This is a genomic window from Nonomuraea monospora (assembly GCF_039531895.1).
GTDB classification, from domain to species: Bacteria; Actinomycetota; Actinomycetes; order Streptosporangiales; family Streptosporangiaceae; genus Nonomuraea; species Nonomuraea monospora.
Genome location: NZ_BAAAQX010000008.1, coordinates 153550 through 178038 on the forward strand (window position 1 = coordinate 153550; position 24489 = coordinate 178038).

A 24489-nucleotide genomic window follows, 5' to 3' on the forward strand; every position below is an offset into this window, starting at 1 on the left:
ACCTTCGAGTGAGAGGACGGACATGACCTTCGCGGTAGCGCGGACGAGGGATGAAGCACATCTCTACCTCGACCTGCACCCGTGCACGTGCGGCTCGGTCGAGACGACCTGGGACAGCGGCCTGGTCAGCGCCGGCGGCGGCCTGGCCAACCGCTACTCCGGCACCTGCGAGACCTGCGGCAGCCCGCGCGAGTACCTGTTCGGCGTCCCGGACCGGCCGGTCATGCCGTCGGGCTACCCGACGTTCGGCGGCACGGAGCCGTCGCAGCTGCTCGACGCGGGGGAGTGGCTGTGGGTGGCCGACCTGACGGCGGGCAACGTGCCGGTGGACGACGAGGCCGAGGCGCACCGCACGCTGTCGGTGGCGACGGCGGCGGTCGAGGAGGTCGTGAAGTTCATCCCGCCGGGCGCCGACGAGGTGCCCGACGACGGGTTCTGGTCGCAGCGCGGCCGCGAGGTGCGGGCGGCCGAGCCCGGCCGGTTCCAGCTCGAACGGCTGCTCATCGTCCGCGACACCTACCGCGACCTGGCAGCCCGTCATGCCTGACCCCGGCCGGGCGCGCTCCCTCATCGAGGCGCACCTGTACCTCGACCTGGTCGTCCCCGACGGGTCGGCACAGGCCTCGGTGTCCGAGTCCCCGGACGGCTGGCTGGTGCAGGCAGGTGGGGTGGAGGTGCTGGTTCCGTACGAGGCGGAGCAGACGGCCAAGCGGGCGGGTGCGACGTTCGGCACGGGTGTGTCCGAGCTGCTGGACGCCGGCCAGTGGGTACTGGTCGGCGCCACGTACGCGAGCCGGGCCCTGGAAGGCGGCCTGCTCTTCGCCGCCGACCCGTCGCCGGACCAGGAGCGGTTCCACGCCGTGGTCGCCGACTGGAGCTTCGCCGCCGACGCCGTAGCCGAGGCGTTGAAGTTCCTTCAGGAAGGAGGCGAGCCGCCGCCGGACGCGTTCTGGACGGAGCTGGGCACGGCGGCGCGTGACGCCGAGCCGGGCCGCTTCACCAGGGCGAAGCTGGAGAGCGACCTCGCCTTCTACCGCCAGAGCCTGGCCGGCTTCCGGCGCCTGCACGCCGGTGACGCCGCCTCCTGACCGTCCCCACGGCGGGCCAGTCCAGCCCCATGGCCTTCTCCGCCTGATCGGCGTAGACCACGTGCACGAACGCGAACCCGGCCACGGCGACGACCGCCAGCCACACCCGCCGGCTCCACCGCGTGAGCTGGTAGCCGTCGAGGAAGCGCGAGTGCCACCCGGGCGGGCGCGGTACGGTCGTCCGGGCAGAAGAACCCCCTGCCGCGCAGTTTCAGCTCGCCTCCCGCCTCCGCCATGGTGCGTGCCGCCGTCACCTCGACCAGCATGAACGTCCGCTCGCCGGTGAGCTTCTCCGACGGGCACGACAACGTGACGAGGTGCCGCCCGTAGGAGGCGGCCTTCGGCACCGTGAAGCGCGCCACCCCCGAGGAGGCCGGTTCCAGCAGGTCGAGCTCCGTCCTGTCCCATCGGACGGTGTGGCCGGCGGGGCAGCTCCCCTTCGTGAAGGCGGCCTTGACCACCGTGCCGGGCGTCCCCCAGACCTGGCTCAGCGTCACCGCCTCCGCCCCGGCCGGGCCGGCCGAGGCGGCGAGCGCGACGAGTGCCACGGCGAGGGCGTACCCAAGGCTGCGCAGTCTCATCAGCAGTCTCATCATCGGTCCCGTCTCTGGAGGTCTCGGACGGGTCCGATGGTGCGGGACCGCTGCCGCCGCGTCGTCCTTCACCGAACGGACCTTCCGCGTACACCCACAGGGGGACCCGGGACGGCGGCGGGAGGTCAGGAGGGCATCGCGGGCTGCCGCGCGAGGGGGAGCAGCGCGCGTACGCGGAAACCGCCTGACGGGGTGGGGCCGGACTCCAGCGTGCCGCCGACGGCGGCGGCGCGCTCGCGCAGCCCGATCAGCCCGTGCCCGCCCGGCGCCGGCCGCGCCCCGGCGCGCGCCGCCCCGGAGACGTCGTTGCTCACCTGCACGCACAGGCGCTCGCCGACGCGCGACAGCTCGACGCGGGCGTGCGCGTCGGGGCCCGCGTGCTTGGACACGTTGGTCAGCGCCTCTTGGACGATCCGGTACGCGGCCAGCCCCACGGCGGGGTCGAGCCGGCCGAGGTCCCCGCCGGCGTCGAGGGTGACCGGGAGCCCGGCCCTGCGCACCCCGTCCAGGAGCGTCGCGACGTCGTCCAGGCCCAGCCCGCCCGCGTCCTCGTCGCCCGTCCCGTCGGCGCGCAGCACGACCAGCATGTTGCGCAGCTGCTCCATCGTCTCCTGGCCGAACTCGTCCACCTGCGCCAGCATCCGGCCGGCCTGCGGCTGGTCACCGGCGAGCAGCTTGCGGGCGTTGGCGGCCTGCAGCAGCATCATGGTCACGGAGTGGGCGACGACGTCGTGCAGCTCGCGGGCGATGCGCATGCGCTCGTCGATGACCGCCTGGAACGCCTCGGCGCGGCGCAGGAAGTCCAGCTCGGCGATGCGCAGCCGGCTCACGCGCGCCCACCTGCCGGTTCCCCAGGCTCCCGTGAACCACATGAAGTAGTAGGTCAGCATGACGACGAGCAGGACCGGATTCTGCTCGGGAAGCGCGAGGAACTCCCGCAGGACGGCGGCGACGTTGGCCGTGTAGGCCAGGACCAGCGCCACGAGAGCGGCCCTGAGAACGGTGCGCGCGGCCAGCGTGAACAGCGCGAGCATCAGGCCCAGCAGCGGCGAGTAGTCGGAGACGAGGAACTGCAGGAGGTTGTGCACCCAGGTGAGCCCGAACACCGCTACGGGCGCCCGGCGGCGCCAGGCCAGGATGGCCGCGCCGGACGCCGCGTAGAGGGCCATGGCGGGTCCGGGGATCACCGCCGTCGAGAAGAGCTCGATGTCGACGACGGTGATCACCACTGCCAGCGAGGCGTCCTGCAGAAGGACGGGGAGCGCGCGGATGCGTTCGGCCGGGCTCTTCACATCGGATCGCCTCGCCTTCGGGAGGTGTCAGTGCTTGCCGCTCGGGCACTTCGGCAGCCAGGGGCAGACGCCCCAGGCCACCGACTCGTAGGTGTGGGACAGGTAGTGGGACGGCCTCAGCCGCCGCTGCAACCGCTCCAGCCTGTCGGCCTCCCGCAGCAGCTCGTCCGGGATCGTCCGGATCCCCCGGGCGATCGCCCCGGTGACCTCCAGCGCGTCCCAGAAGTCGCCGCCCTCCTCCAGCACGCGAGCGATCGACGGCGGGTCGTAGCGGTGGATCTGACCGGCGTGACGCGACCGCTCGGCGAGCATGACGACGGCCACGATGACGCGCTCGCGCCGGTCCAGCGCGAAGGTGGCGATCCTGCTCGGCGCGATGCGCTCGATGAGCGTGTGCTCCGTCGGCGGGTTCGGGATGATCAGCGCCTCGATCTCCCGGTCCGGGTCGGTCAGCTCCGCCGGCGGTTCCGGCACCAGCACGACGCCGGAATCGGCCAGGACGCCGACGGCGATATGGCCGGCCACCCGATCGGTGGCCTTTCTGAGCTGCATGGAGACCCGGAGATCCATGGGCCTGCAATTACTGTCGCACATGATCTGGACGGCCTTTCCGTTCCGATCTTTCGATGGCGGTCCGAAGAGGCCACAGATCTTTTCGCTGGACGGGCCTCATACATTGAACACCTGGTGATGTGGGCTGTGAAGCAGCATTTATCAGCGGAAATGCGGAGGCGGCGGAAAGATTCCGGCCGCCTCCGCTGGAATTACCTTGAACGCGGTGCGGGAATCAGCCCTGCACCATGACCCGGCCCAGTTTCACGAAGCCGCCCAGCGGGGACGGCGCGCCGATCGCGTCCGTGTACGTGAGGTTCGCGACCAGCTCGTAGTTGCCGGGGGCGAGCACGTTCTGCATGACGAACTGCTCGGTGTAGAGGCCGTTGGCCGGGGTCAGCGGCCTGGCGACCGGCGTCGCCGGGTGCTGCGACTCGACCCCGCCCCCGCTGGGGTCGATGTCGAGCTGGACGTGCCAGGTGCCGGCCAGCGACGGCACCAGCAGTCCGGTGATCTCCCACTCCAGGTCCACCCGCCACGGCTGACCGGCCCTGACGATCTCGGTGGGGGCCGAGCCCGGGTCCACCACGGTGGCCTCGAACCGGCCGGAGAGCACGGCCGGCGGCACGTCGTACGGTTGGAACGATCCGGTGGTCATGGCAGCCTCCTCGCTTGTCTTTTCGTGCCCGATGGCATTTACGGTCTCGATGCTGCGCTGTTTGGAACGTCGCGTCGTCAGCCGGGGAGCGGACTTTCTGCCGTCCCCCTGCGGGATTACCTGCCGGGCGGAAATCCGTTTTCCGGAGTAGTGGGAACCGGGCGCTCCGGGGCTGCGTTTAATCCATGGAGCCGGGGGTGCGTCAGCATTTATGATCGACCCCGAAAAGAGACAGGGGGGCGTGGCGATGATTCGCGTGCTTCTTGCCGACGACCAGTCACTCTTCCGGGCCGGCCTCGCGATGCTGCTGGAGGCCGAGCCCGACATCAAGGTCATCGCGGAGGCGGGCGACGGCGGCGAGGCCGTCCGGGAGGCCAGGCTGCTGCAGCCGGACGTCGTCGTGATGGACGTGCGCATGCCCGGCGTGGACGGGGTGGAGGCCACGAGGCTCATCACCGAGGACGTGTCGTCGCAGGACCCGGACAAGCCGATCAGGGTCCTCATCCTGACGGCGTACAACATCGACGCGGCGGTCGGCGCCGCGATCCGCAACGGCGCCACCGGCTTCCTGCTCAAGGACGCCGCGCCCGCCACCCTCGCCGACGCCGTCAGGGCGCTGGCCGCCGGTGACGCGTGGCTGGCCCCGCCGGTGACGCGGATGCTGCTCAGGGAGTTCGCCGCGCGGCCCGTGCTGAGCGCCCTGACGCCGGAGGAGATGCGGGCGCTCACCCCGCGCGAGCGTGAGGTGCTGTCGTGGGTCGCGCGCGGCCTGTCGAACGCCGAGATCGCCGGTGAGCTGGTGATCGGTGAGGCCACGGTCAAGACCCACGTCGCCCGCGTGCTGATGAAACTCGGGCTGCGCGACCGCGCCCAGGCCGTCGCCGCCGCGTACCAGTCGGGGCTGGTCGAGTGCGGCGGCGACGCCTGAGCGCGGGTCAGCGCGAATCAGCGGTAGTCAACGCGGGCGCGCGGGCGTCAACGCGGGCCAGCGGCGGTCGACGCGGGCCTGCGGGGGCAAGCGAGTGTCGACCCGGGCCTGCGCGCGCAAGCGGGTATCGACCCGGGCCTGCGCGCGCAAGCGGGTATCGACCCGGGCCTGCGGGGGCAAGCGGGTGTCGACCCGGGCCTGCGGGGGCCAGCGGGTGTCGACCCGGGCCAGCGGGGGCCAACGCGGGTTTGCGGGGCAAGCGGGGGTCAACGCGGGTTTGCGGGGCAAGCGGGGGTCAACGCGGGTTTGCGGGGCAAGCGGGGGTCAACGCGGGCCCGGGGGCCAGTGCGGGGAGGCGGTCAGAAGCGGCGGCACTGGCCTTCCTTGTCGCCCCGCACGGAGTTCTCGCCGCCGCTCACCTTCGAGCGGTTGCCCTCGCACTCCAGGTTGCCGCCCACCTTGTTGCGGTGCGCCTGCAGACCCCTGCGGTTGTCCTTGAGCTGGATGTTGCCGTCCACCTTGGTGCCGTTGACACGCACATACCGCCGGTTGTCCTCCAACTGGACGTCACCGTCGATCCGGGACGAGGTCACAGTCACGGAGCCGCTGTCCTCCACCTGGATGTTGCCGCCCACCTTCGAGCCGCCGGTGACCGAGACCGCGCGGGCGCCCTCCGCCTGGACGTCGCCGTCAACCCGGACACCGCGCGCCACCAGGGTGCCCCCGCCGCCGACCTTGACGTTGCCGTCCACGCGGGTGCCAAGGAGGGTGCAGGCGGCGCCCTTGGGGACGTGCACGTCGTCAACGCTCGCGGCCCGGATCGTGCCCTCGCAGGCACGCGAGTCGGCGGCGGCGGGGGTGGCCATGGCCAGGCCGCCGAGCACCGTGCCGAGGAGCGCGCCGGCGACGGCCAGCTTGATCGCCTTCATGTCGTGCCTTTCGTCAGTTGACCGGGGCGGGTCGTCCGCCCTGGCATGAATGAGCATCCCGGCCGGCCGTGGCTGCCACGTGAGAGGGACATTAGGGGCTTCTCATCTGGTTCGGTACGCGATCCGCACCCCTTGGCACGGCCCTGGAACGGGCGTCCCAGAGGGCGGAACCGATTGTCACGCCTGGTGGGCAGGCGCCGTTCCGCTCGACTCGGGGACACAATGCGTCGACCGGCGGCGCCGGCCGGAGAAGCACACCCAGGCAAGGGGGAGACTCATGGAACACCTCACCAGGTCGTCGCGCGGCCGGATCGCGGGCGCGGCGGCGCTCGGCGCCGTGTCGCTGGTCGCGGCGGTGGTCACGTCCGTACAGCCCGCCGGGGCCGTGCCCGCGGCGCAGGCGGGCTGCCAGGCCGGGTCGTTCGGCGTCACACCGGCGCTCGGCTGGCTGGCGCTCACCCCGCCACGCACCGTCACCGTGACGTCGTCGCAGCTCATCAAGGCCGACGTCACCGCCGACGTCGGCGTGGACGCCGGGGCCGAGCTGCGGCTCGGCTGGGCGGTCAACGGGTCGGCGCCGTTCGAGGGGACGTTCGGGCCGGCCAACTTCGCCAACCATCAGGAGTTCTTCGAGGCCCGGTCGACGTTCGCGCTGATCAGCGTCGGGGCGGGGACGACCACCGTGCAGCCGTTCGTGCGGCTGAGCGGCGCTTCCACGAAGCGGGCCACTGTGCTGCACCGCTGCTCGTCGGCGGAGGGGAACACGAGCTGATGGGTGGCTTGGGGCGAGGCCTGCTCAAGGGAAGAGAGCCCTGAGGGGCAGAGGGAGAAAGCCCTGAGGGGCAGAGGAAGAGAAGAGGGCCCTGAGGGTCGGGGGAGAGGGCCCTGAGGGTCGGGGCGGTGGCGTTCGGGTCGCCGTCCCGATCCGGGCGTGAGGCCGGTCGGACCGTCGCGGGGTGCGGGGCGGGAGGCCCGGTCGGCGGGGTGCGGGGCGCGGTTCGGGTCAGCGGCCTCGCGGTGTGTACGGGCTCAGCGTCGCGACGTCGATGTCCGCGTCCGGCCAGCGGCGGCGCAGGGCGGCGGCCAGGTGGCGGCACCATCCGGCCAGGTGGGGCAGCGCCCGGCGGGTGTCGGCGGTGCGGGCCGTGGCCTCCATCGTCGCCACGAGCTGAGCCCGGCTGTCGTCCCCGGCCGGGCGGGCGTCCAGGACGGGCAGCCGCGTCAGGCGGCTCAGCGCGTACGCCACGCACGCCGCCACCAGCCCGCGCCCGTAACGCCGCTCGTCCTCGGCCTCGGGAACCCCGGCGGCCAGCGCACGCCGGTAGACGTCCCCTGAATCCGGCAACGCCGCCCACATCCACGCCGGCCCCGGCACGTGCAGGTACGCCGCGTCGTGCAGCGCGTGCCTGTACCCGGCGAACTCGAAGTCGATCAGCCTCGGGTCGGGCGGGCCGCTCTCGCGTACCAGGACGTTGTTGGTGTCCGGATCTCCGTTGCTGAACACCAGGAACGGCCCCGGATCGGCCAGTTCGTCCAGCGCCGCCTCCAGCTCCCGCGCCACCCCGCCCCTGGCGGGCACCTCCAGCGCGTCGGTCTGGGGCGTCCCCGACGCTCGCAGCCGGCCGACGTGGCCGAGCAGGTCGGCGGTGGGGTCGACGGGGCCGAGGGTGCTGCGCCGCCGATAGTACAGGCTCGCGTGTCCCGCCGTGATCGCGCCCAGCTCGCCCCGGGCGTGGGCGAACGCGGTGAGGCGCGCCGCGTGGGCCTCGGCGCCGTCGCGGCGCAGCAGGCCGTCGAGCGGGGTGCGGGGTGCGAGGTCCTCCAGCACGACGTGCCCAGCGCCCAAGCCCTCGGCCAGGACCGCGGACGCCTCCAGCTCCGCGGCCGGCACGAAGGAGGTGGCCCGCGCCTTCAACTTCTCGGCCGGAATGTGAGAGGTGGTCAGCACCCGTGGCGCCACCCGCACCCCCAGGTCCTCCGCCAGGAACCGGAGCGCGGCCACCTCCGTCCGCAGCCGCCACTCCTCGCTGTGCGTACGCGCGGCGTGCGGCCCCGACCACTTGACGATCACCGTCTCGCCCCCATCGGTGCGGACGCGGGCCACCCGCCAAGGCTCCAGCCGTGTCCACTCCACCACGTTGATCACCGCCACAGCCTACGCGTCCAGCAAATACCCTAAAAGCAGGTAGGAAAAGTTGACTTCACGGCGATGGGTCCGTACCGTCAAGGCCATGAGCCAGGCCCCCCGCCCCACCCTGCGTCCCCGCTCGGTGCTCGCCGCGCTCCTCCTGCTCGTCCCGCTGGCCGCCTGCGCGTCGCCGGAGGGATCGGAGACGGGCGCGCCGGCGCTGGCGGCGGACGCGCCGCTGCCCACCACCGTGCCCAAGGGCACCAAGCTGATCGTCGGAGACCCGCCGACCAAGGTGGCGCTCCAGCTGTCCGGCGAGATCGGCAAGTTCTCGTTCGACATCGAGTGGGCCAACCTCAGCGGCGGCCCGCAGACGAGCGAGGCGTTCAGGGCCGACGCGCTGGACGTCGGCGCCGTCGCGGAGATCCCGCCGATCCACGCCGTCTGGACCGACCTGCCCGCCAAGATCGTCGCCTCCAAGTTCCGCCAGGACCCGCTCGCCCACCCCACGTACGAACTCGGCGTCGCCCCCGGCGTCAGCGTGCGGGCCCTGGCCGACCTGCGCGGCAAGAAGATCGCCTACAGCCCGGGCCAGGCCCAGGGCGCGCTGGTACTCAAGGCGCTCAAGAAGGCCGGCCTCACCAAGGACGACGTCACCCTGGTCGAGCTGCCGAGCACCGGCGACGTCTACCCGAACGCGCTGGCCTCCAAGCAGGTGGACGTGGCCCCCATCGGCGGCGTCAACATCAAGCGGTACCTCACCAAGTTCGGCCGCGACGGCGCCACGACGATCGCGCACGGCATCCGCGACGACCCCGGCCATCTCTACGTCCGCACCACCACGCTGCGGGACCCGGCCAAGGCCGCCGCCATCCGCGAGTACGTCGCCGCCTGGGCCAAGGCCGCCCGCTGGGTCTACGAGCATCCCAAGGAGTGGATCGAGGGCTACTACGTCAAGGACCAGGGCCTGACCGCCGCTGACGGGGAGTATCTCGTCAAGCAGGCGGGCGAGCCCGACATCCCGGCCGACTGGGCGGACGCCATCCGGCGGCACCAGGAGACCATCGACATCCTGGCCGCCGAGACCGGCAACCCGCCGCTCAGGGCCGAGGATTTGTACGACCTGCGTTACGAGGCGGTCGGCGCGCAGGCGGTCGAGGGCCGGTCGGGGGCCGGGGCCGCGGGCGGCTCAGGAGACGTGACGCAGGGCGAATCCACCGACGCGGCCCCCCAGGCCCCGTCCGCGAACACGGTTGCGGGTCGGTCGGCGGGCGCGGCGCCCCAGGCAGGTCTCGCGGGTGCCGGTCGGTCATCGGACGCGATCGAAGGCCGGTCGGCGGGCGGCGCGTACCAAGTCCGGCTCACGGCCACCGGATCCCAGGGAGCCCCCCGATGACGCTGCTCACCTCGCCCCCCACGTCCACCCCCACCACCCGCGCACAACCCCGCCGCCGCCTCAGACCAGGCCGCCCGATCAAGCTGGGCTTCCTGCTGGGCCCGTCCCTCCTCCTGGCCCTCTGGACGATCGCCTCGGCCACCGGCTGGCTCGACCCCCGCTTCCTGTCCGCCCCCTGGACCGTCATCACCACCGCCGCCGACCTGACCGAGTCGGGACGGCTCCAGGACAACCTGCTCACCTCGGTAGGCAGGGTCGCGTCGGGGCTGGCGATCGGTGTGCCGCTCGGCACGGTGCTGGCGCTGGTGTCCGGGCTGAGCCGCTGGGGCGAGGCCGTCATCGACGGCCCTGTGCAGATCAAGCGCGCCATCCCGTCGCTGGCGATCATGCCGCTGCTCATCCTCTGGCTGGGCATCGGCGAGGGCATGAAGATCACCGTAATCGCCGTCGGCGTGCTGGTGCCGATCTACATCCACACGCACAACGGCCTGCGCGGCATCGACAGCCGCTACGTGGAGCTGGCCGAGACCGTCGATCTGGGGCGGGGCGCGTTCATCAGGAAGGTCGTGCTGCCGGGAGCGCTGCCCGGGTTCCTGCTCGGGCTGCGGTTCGCGGTCACGACGGCGTGGCTGTTCCTGGTGGTGGCCGAGCTGATCAACTCGACCAGCGGCATCGGCTACATGATGGACCTGGCCCGCACGTACGGGCAGACCGACGTCATCCTGGTCGGCATCGTCCTGTACGGGCTGCTCGGCCTGTTCTCCGACGCCGCCGTCCGCCTCGTGGAAAGGAGGGCGCTGTCGTGGCGGCGCACACTGGCGAGCTGATCAGGGTCAAGGGCCTGACCCGCAGGTACGGCGACCGCAAGGTGCTCGACGACCTGGACCTGGAGCTGGCACCCGGAGAGTTCGTGGCCCTGCTCGGCAGGAGCGGGTCCGGCAAGAGCACGCTGCTGCGGGCGCTGGCCGGGCTGGACGCGGACGTCGAAGGAGAGGGGGAGCTCCAGGTCCCCGCCGAGGTGTCGGTGGTCTTCCAGGACGCCCGGTTGCTGCCCTGGCAGCGCGTCCTGCCCAACGTCGTGCTCGGCCTGACGGGCGCGGAGCAGCGCGGCCGCGACAGTCTCGCCGAGGTGGGGCTGGAGGGGCGGGAGCGGGCGTGGCCGAACGAGCTGTCCGGCGGCGAGCAGCAGCGCGTCGCGCTGGCCAGGTCTCTGGTACGCGAGCCGCGCCTGCTGCTGGCCGACGAGCCGTTCGGCGCGCTCGACGCGCTGACCCGGTTGAAGATGCACGCCCTGCTGCGCCGGTTGTTCGAGCAGCACCGCCCCGCCGTGCTGCTGGTGACCCACGACGTGGACGAGGCCATCGCGCTGGCCGCCCGCGTGCTCGTGCTCGATCACGGCCGGATCGCCGCCGAGCTGCGGCTCGACGCCGGCTCCGACCCCGCCGCCGCCCGGGCCGAGCTGCTGGGCGCCCTCGGCGTGACCGCCGGCGCCTGACCATGGGACGGGTGCGGCGTGACCGGCGATGCCGTGTTGCCGTGTGGTGCCGTGTGGTGCCGCCATAATGGAAGGGCGGTTTCCAGTGGGTCGATTTTCCAAGATTCCGAGTATTCCTACCAACCGTATGGGAAAATAACAGCATGAGCCTGGACGAGATGCGCGCGTCGAGCGCACGTGCCGACTCCCCGCTGACCGCCGCCATCCTGGCCGGCCGGTGGATCCGATCGGCCGCGACCGACGACGAGCACGGACGGCGCTGGCAGGCGAACCCCGACATCCGCGGCGCGTCGGCGGTCACCGCCGAGCCCTGGTCGCTGTACTCGGGCGCGGCCGGAGTCGTGCTGTTCTTCCTGGAGCTGGCCGCCGCCACCGGGCACGAGGCGTACCTGGAGGACGCCAGAGCGGGAGCCCGCCGGCTGGCCACCACCTGGCGCGAGCAGGACGACCTGTCCCTCTACCACGGGCTGACCGGCGTGATGGTCGCCCTCATGGAGGCGGGCTGGACACTCGGCGAGCCCGAGTTCGAGTCGGAGGCGGCGGCCATCGCCGACTTCATCGTCCAGCGGGGCCGCGGCGGCGGCGACGGGGTGACCTGGTCGCGCGACCCGGCGCAGCGCGGCGAGGGCGGGATCATCCTGGGGCTGCTGCGGGCCGCCACCCATCTCGGCACGCCGGCGTACGAGGAGGCGGCGGTGGAGGCGGGCCGGCGCATCGCCCAGCTCCCCGTGCCGGGCCACCGCTTCGGCGACTGCGCCGACCTGCCCGTGGACGCCGTCACCCCCGGCTTCCTGGCCGGTACGGCCGGCACCGCGTTCCTGCTCGCCCGCCTGTACGGGGTGACGGGCGACAAGCAGTTCCTGAACGCGGCCCGCAGTGGCGCGGCCTTCGTCCGTGAGGTCAGCGTCGTGACCGGCGCGTGCGCGGTCGTCCCGCACCACGTGCCGCACGCGCGCAGCCTGCACTACCTCGGGTTCTGCTCCGGGTCGGCGGGCGTGGCGCGGATGTTCTACGAGCTGCACCGGGTGACGGGCGACGCCGGCGACCTGGAGTGGGTGGAGCGGCTGGCGCGCGGCATCGTGCGCAGCGGGGCGCCGCGGCGGCGTACCGAGGGGTATTGGAACGTCGCCTGCCAGTGTTGTGGCGCGGCGGGTGTGATCGAGTTGTTCGTCGGGCTGTGGGCGGCGACCGGGGACTCATCGCACCTGGAGTACGCGCGGACGCTCGCCGCCGACCTCATCGGCCGCGCCACCGACCCCAACGGGCAGGGTTATCGCTGGTACCAGGCCTACCGGCGGCTGCGGCCCGGTGAGGTCACGGCCGACACCGGGTACATGGTGGGGGCGGCCGGCATCGGCGCGGCCCTGCTTCACCTGGATGCGGCGGGGCAGCCGAAGCAGGCGCGGCGGATCATCCTCCTGCCCGACAACCCGTTCCCGGCCATCCCGCTGCCGCCTCCCGCGACCGCCGGTGAGGTCTGAGGGGGAGGCGGTCGGCCGCCCCTCGCGGGCTCAGCCGTAGGCCTTGACCTCCAGCAGCCCGACCGACCCGGCCCCGCTCTGCAGCACCACCCGGAGCCGGCTGGTGCTCACCGCCCCGAACGTCACCCGGTTGTAGCCGTTGACCGCTGTCGGATAGGTCCCGGGCACATCGACGTAGGCACTCCCGTTCCAGTACTGCAGCCGCCACGAGGCAGGCACCCGCACCCCTCCGTTGTCATCGAAGAAGTACACCTCGGCCGCCCGCAACGGTTGCGCGGAAGCCCAGCTCAGCTCGGCCCACTGCGTCCCCGTCTGCGGCCACGTCCCCCACCTCCGGTTGACGGTGTCGTTCGAGGAGGGCGGGTCGATGCCGTCGTTGAGTGCCGCGACGCTCTCCCAGGGCGAGGTGTAGGAGGCCGAAGGAGTGGCGCTCAGGGCGAGGTTCGCGGCGGGCGCGCCGCCGACGGTGAGGGTGAAGGACCGGGTCACGGGGGTGCTGAGCCGGTCGTAGTCGCGGAGCTGCACGGTGAAGGTTGACGTGCCGGCCGCCGCCGGGGTGCCGGTGATGGCGCCGGTGAAGCGGTCGAGGGTGAGCCCGGCGGGCAGTGAGCCGCCGGTCACCTGCCAGTCGTAGAACGGCACCCCGCCCCGGGCCGCCAGCGTGTGCTGGTAGGCGGCGCCCGGCGTCGCCTGGGGGAGTGAGGTGGTGGTGATGGACGGCGGCAGGAACGGGGTGAGGTTGCGGTTGAGCTTCCACCCGGCGTTCTCGGCCACCAGGAGCGCCAGCTTGGTGAGCATCCAGCGGCGGGTGGGGAACAGGTGGGTCCAGCCGCCGCTCTGCCCGCTGAGGCGGTCCCAGTTGGGCTGGTCGCCGGGGATGTGGTAGCTGCTGTCGAGCGGGACGGCACGGCCCTGGTAGGCGACCACGTCGGGGTCGTTGCCGCCGCCCGCCACGTAGGAGCGCATCCCGGCCCAGTCGCTGTGGAAGGCGACGGCGTGGCCATACTCGTGCATGACCAGGCCGTGCACGTCGAGCACGGAGCCCTGGATCTCGGTCCGGTACCAGTCCTTGTCGGCGAGGGACGTGAAGAGCTGCTTGTTCGCCTCGTCGTACTCGAGGATCATCGCGGTCGAGCGGTGCAGCGGGCCGGGCACCTGCTGGCCGCCGCGCGTGCTGTAGCGGCCGTTGCTTGCGGGGTAGCCGGTCGAGTACGGGGTCTGGATGCCGCGGAAGAAGACGTACATGCCGTTGTAGGCGGCGTTGTTGGTGACGTTGACGGTGTTCTGCCAGTCGTTGCCGGGCAGGTGGTTGGGCTCGGCGCCGGCCGCCACGGTGTCGAACGGCTGCAGGTCGAAGAAGCGGAACCAGTCCTTGACCGCCTCCTCGGCCGCCGTGCGCACGCCGGTGTCGGAGAAGTAGCCGGTGATGGTGTCGTAGCGGTAGTCGAAGGCGATCGGGATGGTGGGCTGGAGCGCGCTCTTCTCGTCCTGCTGCACGTGGATGGGCAGGGAGTGCTGGTACGTGGCCCCGCCCGCGTCCCTGATGGACAGCCGCAGCGTGTGCTGCTCGTCGGCGCCGGGCCCGCGCCTGGAGTGGATGGCCAGGCGGAAGACCTTCTGCTCCGAGGCGCTCGCGAAGGTCAGGGTCTTGGTGGCGCCGGTGGCGGTGAGCTGGCTGGGCAGGTCCATCATCAGCCTGGACGTGCCCTCGGCCTTCAGGTCGATCGTGAGCGGGAAGCGCATGTCGGCCGGCGGCCTGACGGTGAGCTCGACGTACGGGTTGGCCAGGTAGCCCTGCCAGTCCACGAGCTTGACGCCGTAGGAGTTGACGGTCCTGCCGAACAGGTCGACGAGCTGCGCGGGACCGGCCGCGTGGGCGGGCCCGGCGGGGCCGGTGAAGAGCGACGCGACGAGGGACGCGAGGAGGAGGACGGCGGCGACGGCCGGTCGTCTCATGGCGGAAACCTTTCGCCAGGGGGTGCGGGCACCCGCCGCGAGGGCGGGGATTGCGAAAGATCTAAAAGGTTTTCGGAAGCACAACCCATCCGTAGCCGTCTGTCAAGGGCGCTCTGCTCCGCTTGCAGCAATGCAACGTTCCGATAACGAAGAAAAGGTTTTCGGGCAGTGCAGGTTGCAATCCACGGCGCGGTGCGGGAGCAAGGGAGGGCAACCGTTTGCCTCGGACAGGGAGCACGATGTCTGACCTCACGGGCCGCGTCCGCGGCCCGCTGGCGCCCTCCACCGCGGCCCTTCGGCCGCTGAGCATCGACGACGTCGAGATCCACGCGGGCCCCTTCGGCCGCTGGCAGCAGATCAACCGGCAGGCGAGCATCCCGCTCGGCCTCGAACAGATGGAGAGGTCCGGCGCGGCGCCCAACCTGAGGCTGGCGGCGGGGGAGGCGGAAGGCGCCTTCCAGGGCTACCGGTTCCAGGACTCCGACCTGTACAAACAACTGGAGGCCGTCGCCTGGGAGCACTGCAGGCACCCGGACGACGAGCACGACGCGACCTACCGCGCGTTCGTCGCGGAGTCGGCCGCGCTGCTGGCCCGCGCCCAGCGCCCCGACGGCTACCTGAACTCCCACTACCAGGTCGTCAAACCGGACAAGATCTTCACCGAGCTGGAGTACAGCCACGAGATGTACTGCGCCGGCCACCTGATCCAGGCGGCCGTGGCAGCGTCCAGAGCCGGGCTCGGCGACGACCTGCTCGCCGTCGCCCGCCGCTTCGCCGACCTGCTCGTCCGGCGCTTCCTCGTGGACGGCGACGACGGCATCGACGGGCACGCCGAGATCGAGACGGCCCTGGTCGAGCTGTACCGGCTCACGGGGGAGCGGAGCTACCTGGAGCTGGCCCGCAAGCTCATCGACAACCGCGGCAAGGGCCTGATCAAGAACACCGGCATGGGCCCCCTGTACGCCCAGGACCACCTGCCCGTCCGCGAGGCCCCCACCGCCGTCGGGCACGCCGTGCGCCAGCTCTACCTGGAGTCGGGCGTCGTGGACGTCGCCGTCGAGACCGGCGACGCGGAGCTGCTGGCCTCCTCCGTGCGCCGCTGGGAGGACCTGGTCGCCAGCAAGACCGCCATCACCGGCGGCCACGGCTCCCGCCACGACGGCGAGGCGTTCGGCGAGCGGTACGAGCTGCCGCCCGACCGCGCCTACAACGAGAGCTGCGCGGCCATCGCCTCCGTGCACTGGAACTGGCGGCTGCTGCTGGCCACCGGGCACGGCCGCTACGCCGACCTGATCGAGCGCACCCTCCACAACGCCTTCGCCGCCTCCACCAGCGCCAACGGCACCCGCTTCTTCTACGTCAACCCGCTGCAGCGCCGCGCCGACCTGTTCGAGGACTCCTACCTCGGCAGGCGGCGGGAGTGGTTCGCCTGCGCGTGCTGCCCGCCGAACATCATGCGGCTGGTCTCCTCGCTCGGCCACTACGTCGCCACCACCGGCGACGACGGCGTCTCGGTGCACCAGTACGCGCCCGGCGTCATCCGCGCCGGCGGCGTCACCCTCGACGTCGAGACCGGCTACCCGTGGGACGGGCGGGTGCGCCTCACCGTCCGGTCCGCGCCGGGCGGCGAGTGGACGCTCCGGCTCCGCGTGCCCGCCTGGAGCACCACCACCACCCCGGCCCCCGGCCCGGACGGTTACGCCGCCATCCGGCGCGAGTGGCAGGCGGGCGACACCTTCACCCTCGACCTCGACCTGACGCCCCGCCTCGTCCGCCCGCATCGCAGGATCGACGCCCTGCGCGGCTGCGCGGCCGTCGAACGCGGCCCCCTCGTCTACTGCTTCGAGCAGGTCGACCAGGACACCGACCTCGGCGACCTGGCCCTCGCCCCCGGCGCCGCCCTGCGCACCGTCGAGCGCGACCTGCCCGGCATCGGCAGGACCGTGCTCATCGAGGCCGACGCCGTCCGCCTGCCGCCCGCGCCGCCGCACGGGCTGCCCTACACCACCGGCGCCGGCGAAATCCCCGCCGGACGCGCGACCGCCACCGCCGTCCCCTACCACCAGTGGGACAACCGCGACGGCGGCCCGATGCGGGTCTGGATGCCCCTCACCTGAAGGACACACCCCCCATGAAGAGAAGAGATCTGTTAAGGATGGGCGCCCTCGCCGCGCTGGGCGCGGCCGGCACGGCGGCCTGCGGCTCGGGCGGCGGCGGGGCCGCCGGCGCCACCGAGCTGCAGTTCATGTACTGGGGTTCGACGTTCGAGAAGGCCGCCGTCGAGAAGATGCTCAAGGCCTTCGAGCAGCAGAACCCCGGCATCAAGGTGAAACCGGTCTTCACCCCCGACGAGTACGACGTCAAGCTCAACAGCCTCGTGGCCGGCGGGAAGACACCCGACGTGGGCTACGTGCCGATGTCGATGTCGTTCCGGCTGGCGGAGCAGGGCAACCTGGTCAACCTCTTCCCGTACCTGCAAAAGTATCCGCAGCTCGCCGGCTACCTGCCCGACGCCTACCTCTGGTACGGCCAGGACAAGCTGCACGGCGTCTCCACCGCCAACGAGATCGAGCTGCTGTGGTACAGCAAGTCCGCGATCGCCGCCGCCGGCCTGGCCGCGCCACCGGCCGTGGCCGCCTCCGCCTGGTCGTGGGACCAGCTCGTGGAGAACGCGTACAAGCTGACCGTGGACCAGAACGGCAGGCACCCGGACGAGCCGGGCTTCGACCCCGGGCAGGTCCGCCAGTTCGGCATCTCGATCAGCCTCACCTACGCCGCCGCCTGGTACGGCTTCCTGCGCAGCAACGGCGCCGACTTCGCCGACGAGGCCGGCAGGAAGTGCCTGCTGGACAGCCCCGAGTCCATCCAGGTGTTCCAGAACCTCCAGGACCTCATCCACAAGCACCGCGTGGCCCCCGGCCCCGGCCAGCTCGCCGCGACCGGCGACGACGTGCCGGGCACCAACATCCTGCTCAAGACCAAGCGGGTGGCGATGGTGGTGGACGGCCACTGGTCGCTGCTCGACATGAACGAGAGCAAGGTCGACTACGGCATCGGCGTGCTGCCGAAGTACGCGGAGCCGTTCACCACCTCGCAGGTCGCGGGCGCCTCCTCGGTGTTCGCCGCGACCGGGCACGTGGAGGAGGCGGTGGAGCTGTTCGCCTTCCACATCGACCCCCGCTATGTGGACCTGTACGAGCAGGGGCTGTGGATGCCGCAGGAGAAGAAGTACTACGAGGACCAGGCGGCCATCGACTCCTGGACCGGGAACGACGGCCACCCGCCCGAGTTCCGCACGGCGGTCGTGGACTACGCCCGCGACCACGGCGTGCCCGACCTGCGCAACCGGGTCAAGAACCTGTCGGCCATCTCCAGCGACGTCCTCACCCCTGCCCTGCAGGAGCTGGAGTCGGGCGAGCGGCCCGCCGCCGATGTCCTCAAGGCGGTCACCCCCAAGATCACCGGCATGCTGCAGGGGTGGCAGCACACCCAGGAGCCGTGAGGTGGCTCGCGACGGGACCGGCCTGTCGGGGCAGCGCCGCATGGAGCGGCGCTGGGGCGTGCTCATGGCGCTCCCGGCCATCCTCGGATTCGTGATCTTCACGGCGGGGCCGATGCTGGCCTCGTTCGTGTTCAGCCTGACGGACTGGCAGGTGGGCGGCACGCCGGCGTTCGCCGGGCTCGGCAACTACGCCGAGCTGGCCCGCGACGAGCTGTTCTGGACGTCGCTGAGCGCCACCACCTACTACACGCTCGGGGCCGTCCCGCTGGTGCTGATCGTGTCGTTCGCGGTGGCCATGCTGCTCAACCAGCGGGTGCGCGGCCTGCCGGTCTGGCGCACCGTCTTCTACCTGCCGACGCTGGTGCCGGCCATCGCGAACGTGGTGCTCTGGATCTGGATCTTCAACCCCGACTTCGGGCTGCTCAACTCGCTGCTGCGCCAGGCCGGGCTGCCGGCCGGGCAGTGGATCTATGACGATTCGACGGCCATCCCGTCGCTGATCGTCATGAGCACCTGGGGCTTCGGCAACACCATGGTGATCTTCCTGGCGGGGTTGCAGGGCGTGCCCCGGCACCTGTACGAGGCGGTCTCCATCGACGGCGGCGGCGCGTGGCGGCGCTTCTGGCACGTGACGCTGCCGATGATGACGCCGACCATCTTCTACAACCTGGTGGTGGGCGTGGTCGGCACGTTCCAGGTGTTCAACCAGGCGTACGTGATGACCGAGGGCGGGCCGGACAACGCCACGCTCTTCTACGTGTACTACCTGTTCCGGGTGGCGTTCAGGGAGAGCGAGATGGGGTACGCGAGCGCGCTCGCCTGGGTCCTGTTCATGATCATCGTGGTGATCACGTTCCTGCTGTTCAGGAACGCGCGGCGGTGGGTCTACTACGAGATGGCGGGCGCCCGATGACGGCCGTGCAGGCGCCGCCGCGCGCGGCGAAGGCGCCGCCCGCGGCCGGCCCGCGCAAGCCCCGCAGGTACGGCAAGGCCCTGCTCTACCTGGCGCTGGCCGCCGGGGCGGTGCCGACGCTGCTGCCGTTCGTGTGGCTGGTGCGCAGCGCGCTCATGCAGGACGCGCAGATGTTCGTCGCGCCACCCGAGTGGATCCCCTCGCCGTTCCAGTGGTCGAACTTCACCGAGGCGCTCACCGCGCAGCCGTTCTGGCTGTACTTCGTCAACACCGTGATCATCGCGGTGATCAGCGTGCTGGGCACCGTGCTCACCTGCTCGGTGGCCGCCTTCAGCTTCTCCCGCCTGCGCTGGCGCGGCCGGAACCTCACCTTCGCCGTGCTGCTCAGCGCCGTCATGCTGCCGTACGCGGTGACGCTGATCCCCACCTTCGTCATGTGGCAGGAACTCGGCGCGCTGGACACGTTCGTCCCGCTGACCGTGCCGAGCTGGTTCGCCGGGGCGGGCGGCGGGGTGTTCAACGTGTTCCTGCTGCGGCAGTTCTTCCTGACGATCCCGTTCGAGCTGGACGAGGCCGCCTACATCGACGGCGCGTCCCCGTGGCGGGTGTTCTGGACGATCGTCATGCCGTTGTCGAAGCCCGCCGTCGTGGTGGTCACGATCTTCACGTTCATCGGCACCTGGAACGACTTCCTCGGGCCGCTGCTCTACCTCAACGACGAGCGCAAGTACACGCTCTCCCTCGGCCTGGCCTCCTTCCAGAGCGTCTACCTCACCCAGTGGGGCTACCTGATGGCCGCCTCCGCCGCCGTCATCGCCCCGATCATCGTCCTGTTCTTCTTCCTGCAGCGCTACTTCATCGAGGGGGTCACGCTCACCGGCATCAAGAACTGACGAGCGCCCGCAGCCCGGCGGCGGCCAGGCTCGGGACGGCCGCCCCGACCGTGCCGAAGCCCTCTCCCACGGTCATGCCCTTGAGGTGGCGGGCGTGGATGCCCTCGGCGATCACGGCGATCTTGAAGTAGCCGAGGGCGAGGTAGAAGTCGAGCCGGCCCAGGTCGCGTCCCGACGCGCGGGCGTAACGCTCGGCCAGGTCCGCGACGGACGGCAGGCGCTCGCTGGTGGAGGCGGCCGAACCGCCGAGCACGGGCTCGAACGCCGGATCGCGGTAGACCAGGTGCAGGCCCAGGTCGGCCAGCGGGTCGCCGAGCGTGGCCATCTCCCAGTCGACCAGCGCCCGCACCGTGCCGGGGTCGTCCACGGCCAGGATGGCGTTGTCGAGGCGGAAGTCGCCGTGCACCACCGCGCCCGCGCCCCCGCCCCCGCCCCTGCCCGCGCCCCCGCCCCTGCCCGCGCCCCTGCCCGCACCCGCACGCCCGCCCGCCCCCGCACTTCCGCCCGCACCCGCACGCCCGCCCGCACTTCCGCCCGCACCCGAGCCCGCGCCGGTCGCGGGAACCAGGTCGGCGAGCCGGGCCGCCAGGGTCTCGACGTCGGGCAGCTCCCGGGTGGCCACCCGGCGCCACTGGTCCGACCAGCGGGCGACCTGCCTGGCCAGGAACCCGTCCGGACGGCCGAAACCCGCCAGCCCCACCTCCTCGTACGGCACGGCGTGCAGCGCGGCCAGCACGTCGATCAGCGCGTGGGCGCAGCGGGCCGCCTCCGCGCCGGAGTAGCGGCCGAGGTCCTCGCGGCTGCGCACCACGACGCCGGGGACGTACTCCACCAGGGAGAACGCACAACCCAGCACCGAGGCGTCCGCGCACAGCGCGACCGGGCGGGCGACCGGGACGCCCGTGCCGTGCAGGGCGGCGACCACCCGGTACTCGCGGGCCACGTCGTGCGCGGACGGCGTGAGGCCGCCCAGCGGCGGGCGGCGCAGCACCCACGCCCGGTGGCCGTCGCTCAGCCGGTAGGTGAGGTTGGAACGCCCGCCGGGCAGCAGCTCGGCCGTGATCGGCCCGGCCACCTCGGGGACGTGCGCGGCGAGATACCGCGTCAGCGCGCCCAGATCCAGCCCAGGCGGAGAGGCGGCCATCGCGGGCTCGCGCGCCGGGGGACGCTCGGGCGAGGAAGCGGCCTCTGCGGCCTCGCGCGCCACGGGATGACCGGCCGGGGAGCCGCTCACCGCAGCGTCAGGCAAATGGCCGGTCGCGGCGTCGGCGTGCGCCGGGTGAGGATCGGGCAGGCGGCCGGTCGTCGTGTCGGCGTGCGCCGGGTGAGGATCGGGCAGGTGGCCGGTCGTCGTGTCGGCGTGCGCCGGGTGAGGATCGGGCAGGTGGCCGGTCGTCGTGTCGGCGTGCGCTGGGCGATGGCCGGGCAGGTGGCCGGTCGTCGTGTCGGCGTGCGCTGGGTGAGGGTCGGGCGGGTAGCCGGTCACCGGGTCGCCGTGCGCAGGGCGCGGCGGGCGATGGCCCAGCGGTGGGTCTCGGTCGGGCCGTCGTAGACGCGGAACGGCCGCACCTCCCGCAGGAACCGGCTGAGCAGCACGTCGCCCGAGACGCCGAGCGCCCCGCAGATCTGCAGCGCCCGGTCCACCACCCGCCAGACCGCCTCCGCCGTGAACGCCTTGGCGATCGAGGTGGACTGGCTGGCGCTGTGCCCTTTGTCCAGCTCCCAGCACGCCTGCAACGTCAGCGCCCTGGCCGCCGCCATGTCGATCTCGGAGTCGGCGATCATGCCCTGCACCATGCCGAGGTCGCCCAGCCGCGAGCCGAAGAGCCGCCGCTCCGACGCCCGGACGAGCGCGATCTCCTGGGCGCGCCGCGCGATGCCGAGCCAGCGCATGCAGTGCGTCATCCGGGCCGGGCCCAGCCGCACCTGGGCGTAGTCGTAGCCCTGGTCCACCTCGCCGAGCACGGCCTCGTCCGGCACCACGCACCCGTCGAAGTCCACCTCGCAGTGCCCGCCGTACAGGCTCTCGTCGAGGGTGTCGAGGTGCCGGACGATCTTCATGCCGGGGTTGTCCGCGTCCACCAGGAACATGGTCGCGCCGCCCCGATCGCCCGGCTCGCCGGACGTGCGGGCCATGCAGATGGCGAACGCCGCGCCGTCGGCGCCGGTGATGAACCACTTGCGGCCGTCGATCCGCCAGCCGCCCGGCACGCGGACCGCCCGGGTGCTCAGCGCGGCCGGGTCGGAGCCGGCGCCCGGGGCGGGCTCGGTCATGGCGAAGCAGGAGCGGATCTCGCCCAGGGCCAGCGGGCGCAGGTAGCGCTCCTTCTGCGCCCGGCTCGCCACGAACTCCAGCAGATGCATGTTGCCCTCGTCGGGCGCGGCGACGTTCAGCGCGAGCGGCCCGAACAGCGACCAGCCGGCCTCCTCGAAGACCGCCGCCCGCCCGCGCATGTCGAGGGCCTGCCCGCCGTACTCGGCCGCCACGTGCGGCGCGAACACCCCGGCCTGCTTCGCGGCGGCCTGCAGCCGGACGCGCATGGCCTCGCCGCCGCGCGCCGCCACGCCGTCGTGGCGCTCCTCCTCCGGCACCACCACCTCGCGCACGAACGCCGCCGTCCGCTCGGCCAGCTCCACCACGTGCGGCACGTGCGACAGATCGACCGCCACCGGAACCCCTCCCTAGGCTAATGACCATTAGCCCCATCTTGGGCGGGAACGGCGGCGCTGGTCAAGACCGGCTATCAGCCATTAGCCTGTGTGGCATGACGGGGCGGGCCGTGGACATCAGGGCGGCGGCGCTGGCGCTGTTCGCCGAGCGCGGGTATCAGGCGACGACCATGGCCGACATCGGGGCCGCCCTCGGCATCCGCGGGCCGAGCCTGTACAAGCACGTCGGCTCCAAGCAGGAGCTGCTCGCCGAGATCATGATCGCCACGATGGACGCGCTGCTCGCCGGGCACCGGGCCGCCGTCTCCGGCTGCGACGACGTCGCCGAACGGCTGCGCCGCGCCACCGAGGCGCACGTGCGCTTCCACGCCCGGCACCGGCTGGAGGCGTTCGTCGGCACCCGCGAGATCCGCAGCCTCGAGGAGCCGCACCGCGCCGGCGTGCTCGACCGGCGGGCCTGCTACGAGGGCGGGTTCAGGGAGATCGTGGCCGACGGGGTGCGCCAGGGGCGGTTCAAGGTCGCCTCGGCCAAGCTGACCTCGTACGCGATCCTGGACCTGGGGATGGGCGTGCCGGTCTGGTACCGCGAGGACGGCGAGCTGACCGAGGACCAGCTCGTCTACCAGTACGGCGACTTCGCCCTGCGCCTGGCGGGCGCCCGCTAGAGCGCTCGGCGGCCGCCCGCCGGGGCGAGGGGCCGGGAGGTCGGCGATACTGGGGCTGCCCGACCTCACGGGCCGGAATCCTGCGCACCACCGTCAGCACAGGAGGATCGATGAACGACGACTTCCCGTCCTTCCCCGGCGCACGCCCGTCGGCCTGCCCCTTCGACCCGCCGCCCGAGTACGCGGGCTGGCGGGAGGCGGACGGGCTGCAGCGGGTGCGGCTGTCGGACGGCTCCCTCGCCTGGGCGATCAGCCGGTACGACGACATCCGCGCCGCGCTCGGCGACCCGAGGATCAGCGCCGACGACCGCGACCCGAACCTGCCGCTCAGCGCCGCCGCCCTGTCCAGGCCGCCCGCCTTCCCCCGCATGGACGACCCCGAGCACGCCAGGCACCGCCGCATGCTGATCAAGGACTTCACGCTCAGGCGCATCAACGGGCTGCGCCCGCGCATCCAGGAGATCGTGGACGGCTTCCTGGAGGAGATGACGGCGAAGGGCCCGCCGGCCGACCTCGTCCGGGACTTCGCGCTGCCCGTCCCGTCGCTGGTGATCTCGCTGCTGCTCGGCGTGCCGTACGAGGATCACGAGTTCTTCCAGCGCAACAGCGGCGTCCTGGTCAACCCGCTCTGCTCGGAGCAGGACAAGACGCAGGCGTCGGTCGCGCTGTTCACGTACCTGCTGGAGCTGGTGGAACGCAGGCGGAGCGAGCCGGGCGACGACATCGTCAGCCGCCTGGCCCGCGAGCGGATCGCGGCCGGCGAGCTGACCGCGCAGGAGGCCGCGATGAGCGGCATGACGCTGCTGGTCGCCGGCCACGAGACCACCGCCAAGATGATCTCCCTGGGCACGCTGGCGCTGCTGTGGCACCCCGACCGGCTGGCCGCCCTGCGCGACACCGGCGATCCGGCCGTCGTCGCGAACGCCGTGGACGAGCTGCTGCGCTACATCACGCTCGCCGAGAACCTCATCGTGCGCGTCGCCGCCGAGGACGTGGAGATCGGCGGCAGGCTCATCCGCGCCGGCGACGGCATCATCCTCAACCTCCTGTCGGGCAACCACGACCCGTCCGCCTTCCCCGACCCGGACGCGCTCGACCTCGGCCGCAACGCCCGCGGCCACGTCGCTTTCGGCTACGGCATCCACCAGTGCCTGGGCCAGCCGCTGGCCCGCGCCGAGCTGGAGATCGCGCTGCCCGCGCTGCTGCGCCGGCTGCCCGGCCTGCGCCTGACGATCCCGCTGGAGCAGGTCGAGCTGCGCCCCGACCTGAGCCGCTATCCCAGCGAGCTGCCGATCGCCTGGGGGTAGCCCGGCCCGCGCGCGCAGCCCCTCGCGAGGCTGCGCGCGCGGT

23 protein-coding genes are annotated in these 24489 nt (G+C 72.3%); 14 read left to right on the forward strand and 9 right to left on the reverse strand.

Translation table 11 applies throughout. The annotated features are described in order from the left end of the window. The first annotated feature begins 22 nt into the window (after window positions 1–22). Both ABD331_RS17830 and ABD331_RS17835 read left to right on the forward strand, forming a co-directional pair. The gene (locus ABD331_RS17830) at window positions 23–547 is read left to right on the forward strand and encodes a hypothetical protein (RefSeq protein ID WP_344476002.1); all 525 of its coding nucleotides are present in this window, start codon (window positions 23–25) and stop codon (window positions 545–547) included. Then, window positions 540–1088 carry a hypothetical protein gene (locus ABD331_RS17835; RefSeq protein ID WP_344476004.1) on the forward strand — a complete coding sequence of 183 codons (549 nt, stop codon included), beginning with the start codon at window positions 540–542 and terminating at the stop codon, window positions 1086–1088. The genes ABD331_RS17830 and ABD331_RS17835 overlap by 8 nt, the downstream gene beginning before the upstream one ends. On the opposite strand, the gene ABD331_RS17840 is transcribed toward ABD331_RS17835, so the two are convergent. The 4 genes from ABD331_RS17840 to ABD331_RS17855 form a co-directional block, all read right to left on the reverse strand. After that, window positions 1031–1669, reverse strand: coding sequence for a hypothetical protein (locus ABD331_RS17840; RefSeq protein ID WP_344476007.1), 639 nt, complete (start codon window positions 1667–1669; stop codon window positions 1031–1033). The two genes, ABD331_RS17835 and ABD331_RS17840, sit on opposite strands and share 58 nt — an antisense overlap. Window positions 1670–1806: 137 nt before the next feature. Then, window positions 1807–2973: a sensor histidine kinase gene (locus tag ABD331_RS17845; RefSeq protein ID WP_344476010.1), complete on the reverse strand. Its 1167-nt coding sequence runs from the start codon at window positions 2971–2973 to the stop codon at window positions 1807–1809. 27 nt (window positions 2974–3000) lie between these two features. Beyond that, on the reverse strand, window positions 3001–3543 hold the full coding sequence (locus ABD331_RS17850; protein WP_344476012.1) for a hypothetical protein: 543 nt from the start codon (window positions 3541–3543) through the stop codon (window positions 3001–3003). Between the two features lie 217 nt (window positions 3544–3760). Then, window positions 3761–4183: a hypothetical protein gene (locus ABD331_RS17855; RefSeq protein WP_344476013.1), complete on the reverse strand. Its 423-nt coding sequence runs from the start codon at window positions 4181–4183 to the stop codon at window positions 3761–3763. Between the two features lie 247 nt (window positions 4184–4430). Here ABD331_RS17855 and ABD331_RS17860 point away from each other — a divergent pair, with 247 nt between their 5' ends. After that, window positions 4431–5111 carry a response regulator gene (locus ABD331_RS17860; protein WP_344476495.1) on the forward strand — a complete coding sequence of 227 codons (681 nt, stop codon included), beginning with the start codon at window positions 4431–4433 and terminating at the stop codon, window positions 5109–5111. Window positions 5112–5470: 359 nt separating this feature from the next. Here ABD331_RS17860 and ABD331_RS17865 read toward each other — a convergent pair whose 3' ends face one another. Further along, window positions 5471–6040, reverse strand: coding sequence for a bactofilin family protein (locus ABD331_RS17865; RefSeq protein ID WP_344476015.1), 570 nt, complete (start codon window positions 6038–6040; stop codon window positions 5471–5473). A 277-nt stretch (window positions 6041–6317) separates the two neighbouring features. Here ABD331_RS17865 and ABD331_RS17870 point away from each other — a divergent pair, with 277 nt between their 5' ends. Then, on the forward strand, window positions 6318–6812 hold the full coding sequence (locus ABD331_RS17870) for a hypothetical protein (protein ID WP_344476018.1): 495 nt from the start codon (window positions 6318–6320) through the stop codon (window positions 6810–6812). A gap of 231 nt (window positions 6813–7043) precedes the next feature. Here ABD331_RS17870 and ABD331_RS17875 read toward each other — a convergent pair whose 3' ends face one another. Further along, window positions 7044–8186 carry a phosphotransferase gene (locus ABD331_RS17875; protein WP_344476019.1) on the reverse strand — a complete coding sequence of 381 codons (1143 nt, stop codon included), beginning with the start codon at window positions 8184–8186 and terminating at the stop codon, window positions 7044–7046. Window positions 8187–8271: 85 nt separating this feature from the next. Between ABD331_RS17875 and ABD331_RS17880 the strand changes: the two genes are divergently transcribed. From ABD331_RS17880 to ABD331_RS17895, 4 genes are all read left to right on the forward strand, one after another. Continuing rightward, a complete protein-coding gene (locus ABD331_RS17880; RefSeq protein ID WP_344476021.1) occupies window positions 8272–9564 on the forward strand; it encodes an ABC transporter substrate-binding protein in 1293 nt (430 codons plus the stop codon). Next, on the forward strand, window positions 9561–10391 hold the full coding sequence (locus ABD331_RS17885) for an ABC transporter permease (RefSeq protein ID WP_344476023.1): 831 nt from the start codon (window positions 9561–9563) through the stop codon (window positions 10389–10391). Before ABD331_RS17880 ends, ABD331_RS17885 begins: the two co-directional genes overlap by 4 nt. Then, window positions 10367–11059: an ABC transporter ATP-binding protein gene (locus ABD331_RS17890; RefSeq protein WP_344476025.1), complete on the forward strand. Its 693-nt coding sequence runs from the start codon at window positions 10367–10369 to the stop codon at window positions 11057–11059. Before ABD331_RS17885 ends, ABD331_RS17890 begins: the two co-directional genes overlap by 25 nt. A gap of 143 nt (window positions 11060–11202) precedes the next feature. Beyond that, the gene (locus tag ABD331_RS17895; protein ID WP_344476027.1) at window positions 11203–12540 is read left to right on the forward strand and encodes a lanthionine synthetase LanC family protein; all 1338 of its coding nucleotides are present in this window, start codon (window positions 11203–11205) and stop codon (window positions 12538–12540) included. A gap of 30 nt (window positions 12541–12570) precedes the next feature. On the opposite strand, the gene ABD331_RS17900 is transcribed toward ABD331_RS17895, so the two are convergent. After that, window positions 12571–14496: an Ig domain-containing protein gene (locus ABD331_RS17900; RefSeq protein ID WP_344476029.1), complete on the reverse strand. Its 1926-nt coding sequence runs from the start codon at window positions 14494–14496 to the stop codon at window positions 12571–12573. 239 nt (window positions 14497–14735) lie between these two features. On the opposite strand from ABD331_RS17900, the gene ABD331_RS17905 reads away from it, so the two are divergent. From ABD331_RS17905 to ABD331_RS17920, 4 genes are read left to right on the forward strand one after another with little or no spacing between them, the layout of a single operon-like run. Then, complete coding sequence (locus tag ABD331_RS17905; RefSeq protein WP_344476031.1) at window positions 14736–16613, forward strand: glycoside hydrolase family 127 protein; 1878 nt, start codon at window positions 14736–14738, stop codon at window positions 16611–16613. A gap of 14 nt (window positions 16614–16627) precedes the next feature. After that, a complete protein-coding gene (locus tag ABD331_RS17910; RefSeq protein ID WP_344476033.1) occupies window positions 16628–17998 on the forward strand; it encodes an extracellular solute-binding protein in 1371 nt (456 codons plus the stop codon). A gap of 1 nt (window position 17999) precedes the next feature. Then, entirely contained in the window at window positions 18000–18911 is a 912-nt protein-coding gene (locus tag ABD331_RS17915) for a carbohydrate ABC transporter permease (RefSeq protein ID WP_344476035.1), read from the forward strand. After that, window positions 18908–19804 (forward strand): carbohydrate ABC transporter permease, encoded by an 897-nt coding sequence (locus ABD331_RS17920; RefSeq protein WP_344476037.1) that lies wholly within the window; start codon window positions 18908–18910, stop codon window positions 19802–19804. Before ABD331_RS17915 ends, ABD331_RS17920 begins: the two co-directional genes overlap by 4 nt. Here the strand turns inward: ABD331_RS17920 and ABD331_RS17925 are convergent. Together ABD331_RS17925 and ABD331_RS17930 are read right to left on the reverse strand one after the other, a co-directional pair. Next, complete coding sequence (locus ABD331_RS17925; protein ID WP_344476038.1) at window positions 19794–21290, reverse strand: phosphotransferase family protein; 1497 nt, start codon at window positions 21288–21290, stop codon at window positions 19794–19796. The genes ABD331_RS17920 and ABD331_RS17925 overlap by 11 nt on opposite strands. Continuing rightward, window positions 21287–22474, reverse strand: coding sequence for an acyl-CoA dehydrogenase family protein (locus ABD331_RS17930; RefSeq protein WP_344476040.1), 1188 nt, complete (start codon window positions 22472–22474; stop codon window positions 21287–21289). Before ABD331_RS17930 ends, ABD331_RS17925 begins: the two co-directional genes overlap by 4 nt. A 95-nt stretch (window positions 22475–22569) precedes the next feature. Here ABD331_RS17930 and ABD331_RS17935 point away from each other — a divergent pair, with 95 nt between their 5' ends. Together ABD331_RS17935 and ABD331_RS17940 are read left to right on the forward strand one after the other, a co-directional pair. After that, window positions 22570–23139, forward strand: coding sequence for a TetR/AcrR family transcriptional regulator (locus tag ABD331_RS17935; RefSeq protein ID WP_344476042.1), 570 nt, complete (start codon window positions 22570–22572; stop codon window positions 23137–23139). Window positions 23140–23249: 110 nt separating this feature from the next. Further along, on the forward strand, window positions 23250–24446 hold the full coding sequence (locus ABD331_RS17940; protein ID WP_344476044.1) for a cytochrome P450: 1197 nt from the start codon (window positions 23250–23252) through the stop codon (window positions 24444–24446). The last annotated feature ends 43 nt before the right edge of the window (window positions 24447–24489 follow it).

What these genes read in the sequence shown, in the direction of transcription:
- ABD331_RS17865 (WP_344476015.1), bottom strand. Translation starts at nt 6,040, where the DNA reads ATGAAGGCGATCAAGCTGGCCGTCGCCGGCGCGCTCCTCGGCACGGTG.
- ABD331_RS17940 (WP_344476044.1), top strand. Translation starts at nt 23,250, where the DNA reads ATGAACGACGACTTCCCGTCCTTCCCCGGCGCACGCCCGTCGGCCTGC.
- ABD331_RS17920 (WP_344476037.1), top strand. Translation starts at nt 18,908, where the DNA reads ATGACGGCCGTGCAGGCGCCGCCGCGCGCGGCGAAGGCGCCGCCCGCG.
- ABD331_RS17850 (WP_344476012.1), bottom strand. Translation starts at nt 3,543, where the DNA reads ATGGATCTCCGGGTCTCCATGCAGCTCAGAAAGGCCACCGATCGGGTG.
- ABD331_RS17835 (WP_344476004.1), top strand. Translation starts at nt 540, where the DNA reads ATGCCTGACCCCGGCCGGGCGCGCTCCCTCATCGAGGCGCACCTGTAC.
- ABD331_RS17855 (WP_344476013.1), bottom strand. Translation starts at nt 4,183, where the DNA reads ATGACCACCGGATCGTTCCAACCGTACGACGTGCCGCCGGCCGTGCTC.
- ABD331_RS17910 (WP_344476033.1), top strand. Translation starts at nt 16,628, where the DNA reads ATGAAGAGAAGAGATCTGTTAAGGATGGGCGCCCTCGCCGCGCTGGGC.
- ABD331_RS17900 (WP_344476029.1), bottom strand. Translation starts at nt 14,496, where the DNA reads ATGAGACGACCGGCCGTCGCCGCCGTCCTCCTCCTCGCGTCCCTCGTC.
- ABD331_RS17870 (WP_344476018.1), top strand. Translation starts at nt 6,318, where the DNA reads ATGGAACACCTCACCAGGTCGTCGCGCGGCCGGATCGCGGGCGCGGCG.
- ABD331_RS17935 (WP_344476042.1), top strand. Translation starts at nt 22,570, where the DNA reads ATGACGGGGCGGGCCGTGGACATCAGGGCGGCGGCGCTGGCGCTGTTC.
- ABD331_RS17885 (WP_344476023.1), top strand. Translation starts at nt 9,561, where the DNA reads ATGACGCTGCTCACCTCGCCCCCCACGTCCACCCCCACCACCCGCGCA.
- ABD331_RS17860 (WP_344476495.1), top strand. Translation starts at nt 4,431, where the DNA reads ATGATTCGCGTGCTTCTTGCCGACGACCAGTCACTCTTCCGGGCCGGC.
- ABD331_RS17840 (WP_344476007.1), bottom strand. Translation starts at nt 1,669, where the DNA reads ATGAGACTGCGCAGCCTTGGGTACGCCCTCGCCGTGGCACTCGTCGCG.
- ABD331_RS17880 (WP_344476021.1), top strand. Translation starts at nt 8,272, where the DNA reads ATGAGCCAGGCCCCCCGCCCCACCCTGCGTCCCCGCTCGGTGCTCGCC.
- ABD331_RS17905 (WP_344476031.1), top strand. Translation starts at nt 14,736, where the DNA reads ATGTCTGACCTCACGGGCCGCGTCCGCGGCCCGCTGGCGCCCTCCACC.
- ABD331_RS17895 (WP_344476027.1), top strand. Translation starts at nt 11,203, where the DNA reads ATGAGCCTGGACGAGATGCGCGCGTCGAGCGCACGTGCCGACTCCCCG.
- ABD331_RS17830 (WP_344476002.1), top strand. Translation starts at nt 23, where the DNA reads ATGACCTTCGCGGTAGCGCGGACGAGGGATGAAGCACATCTCTACCTC.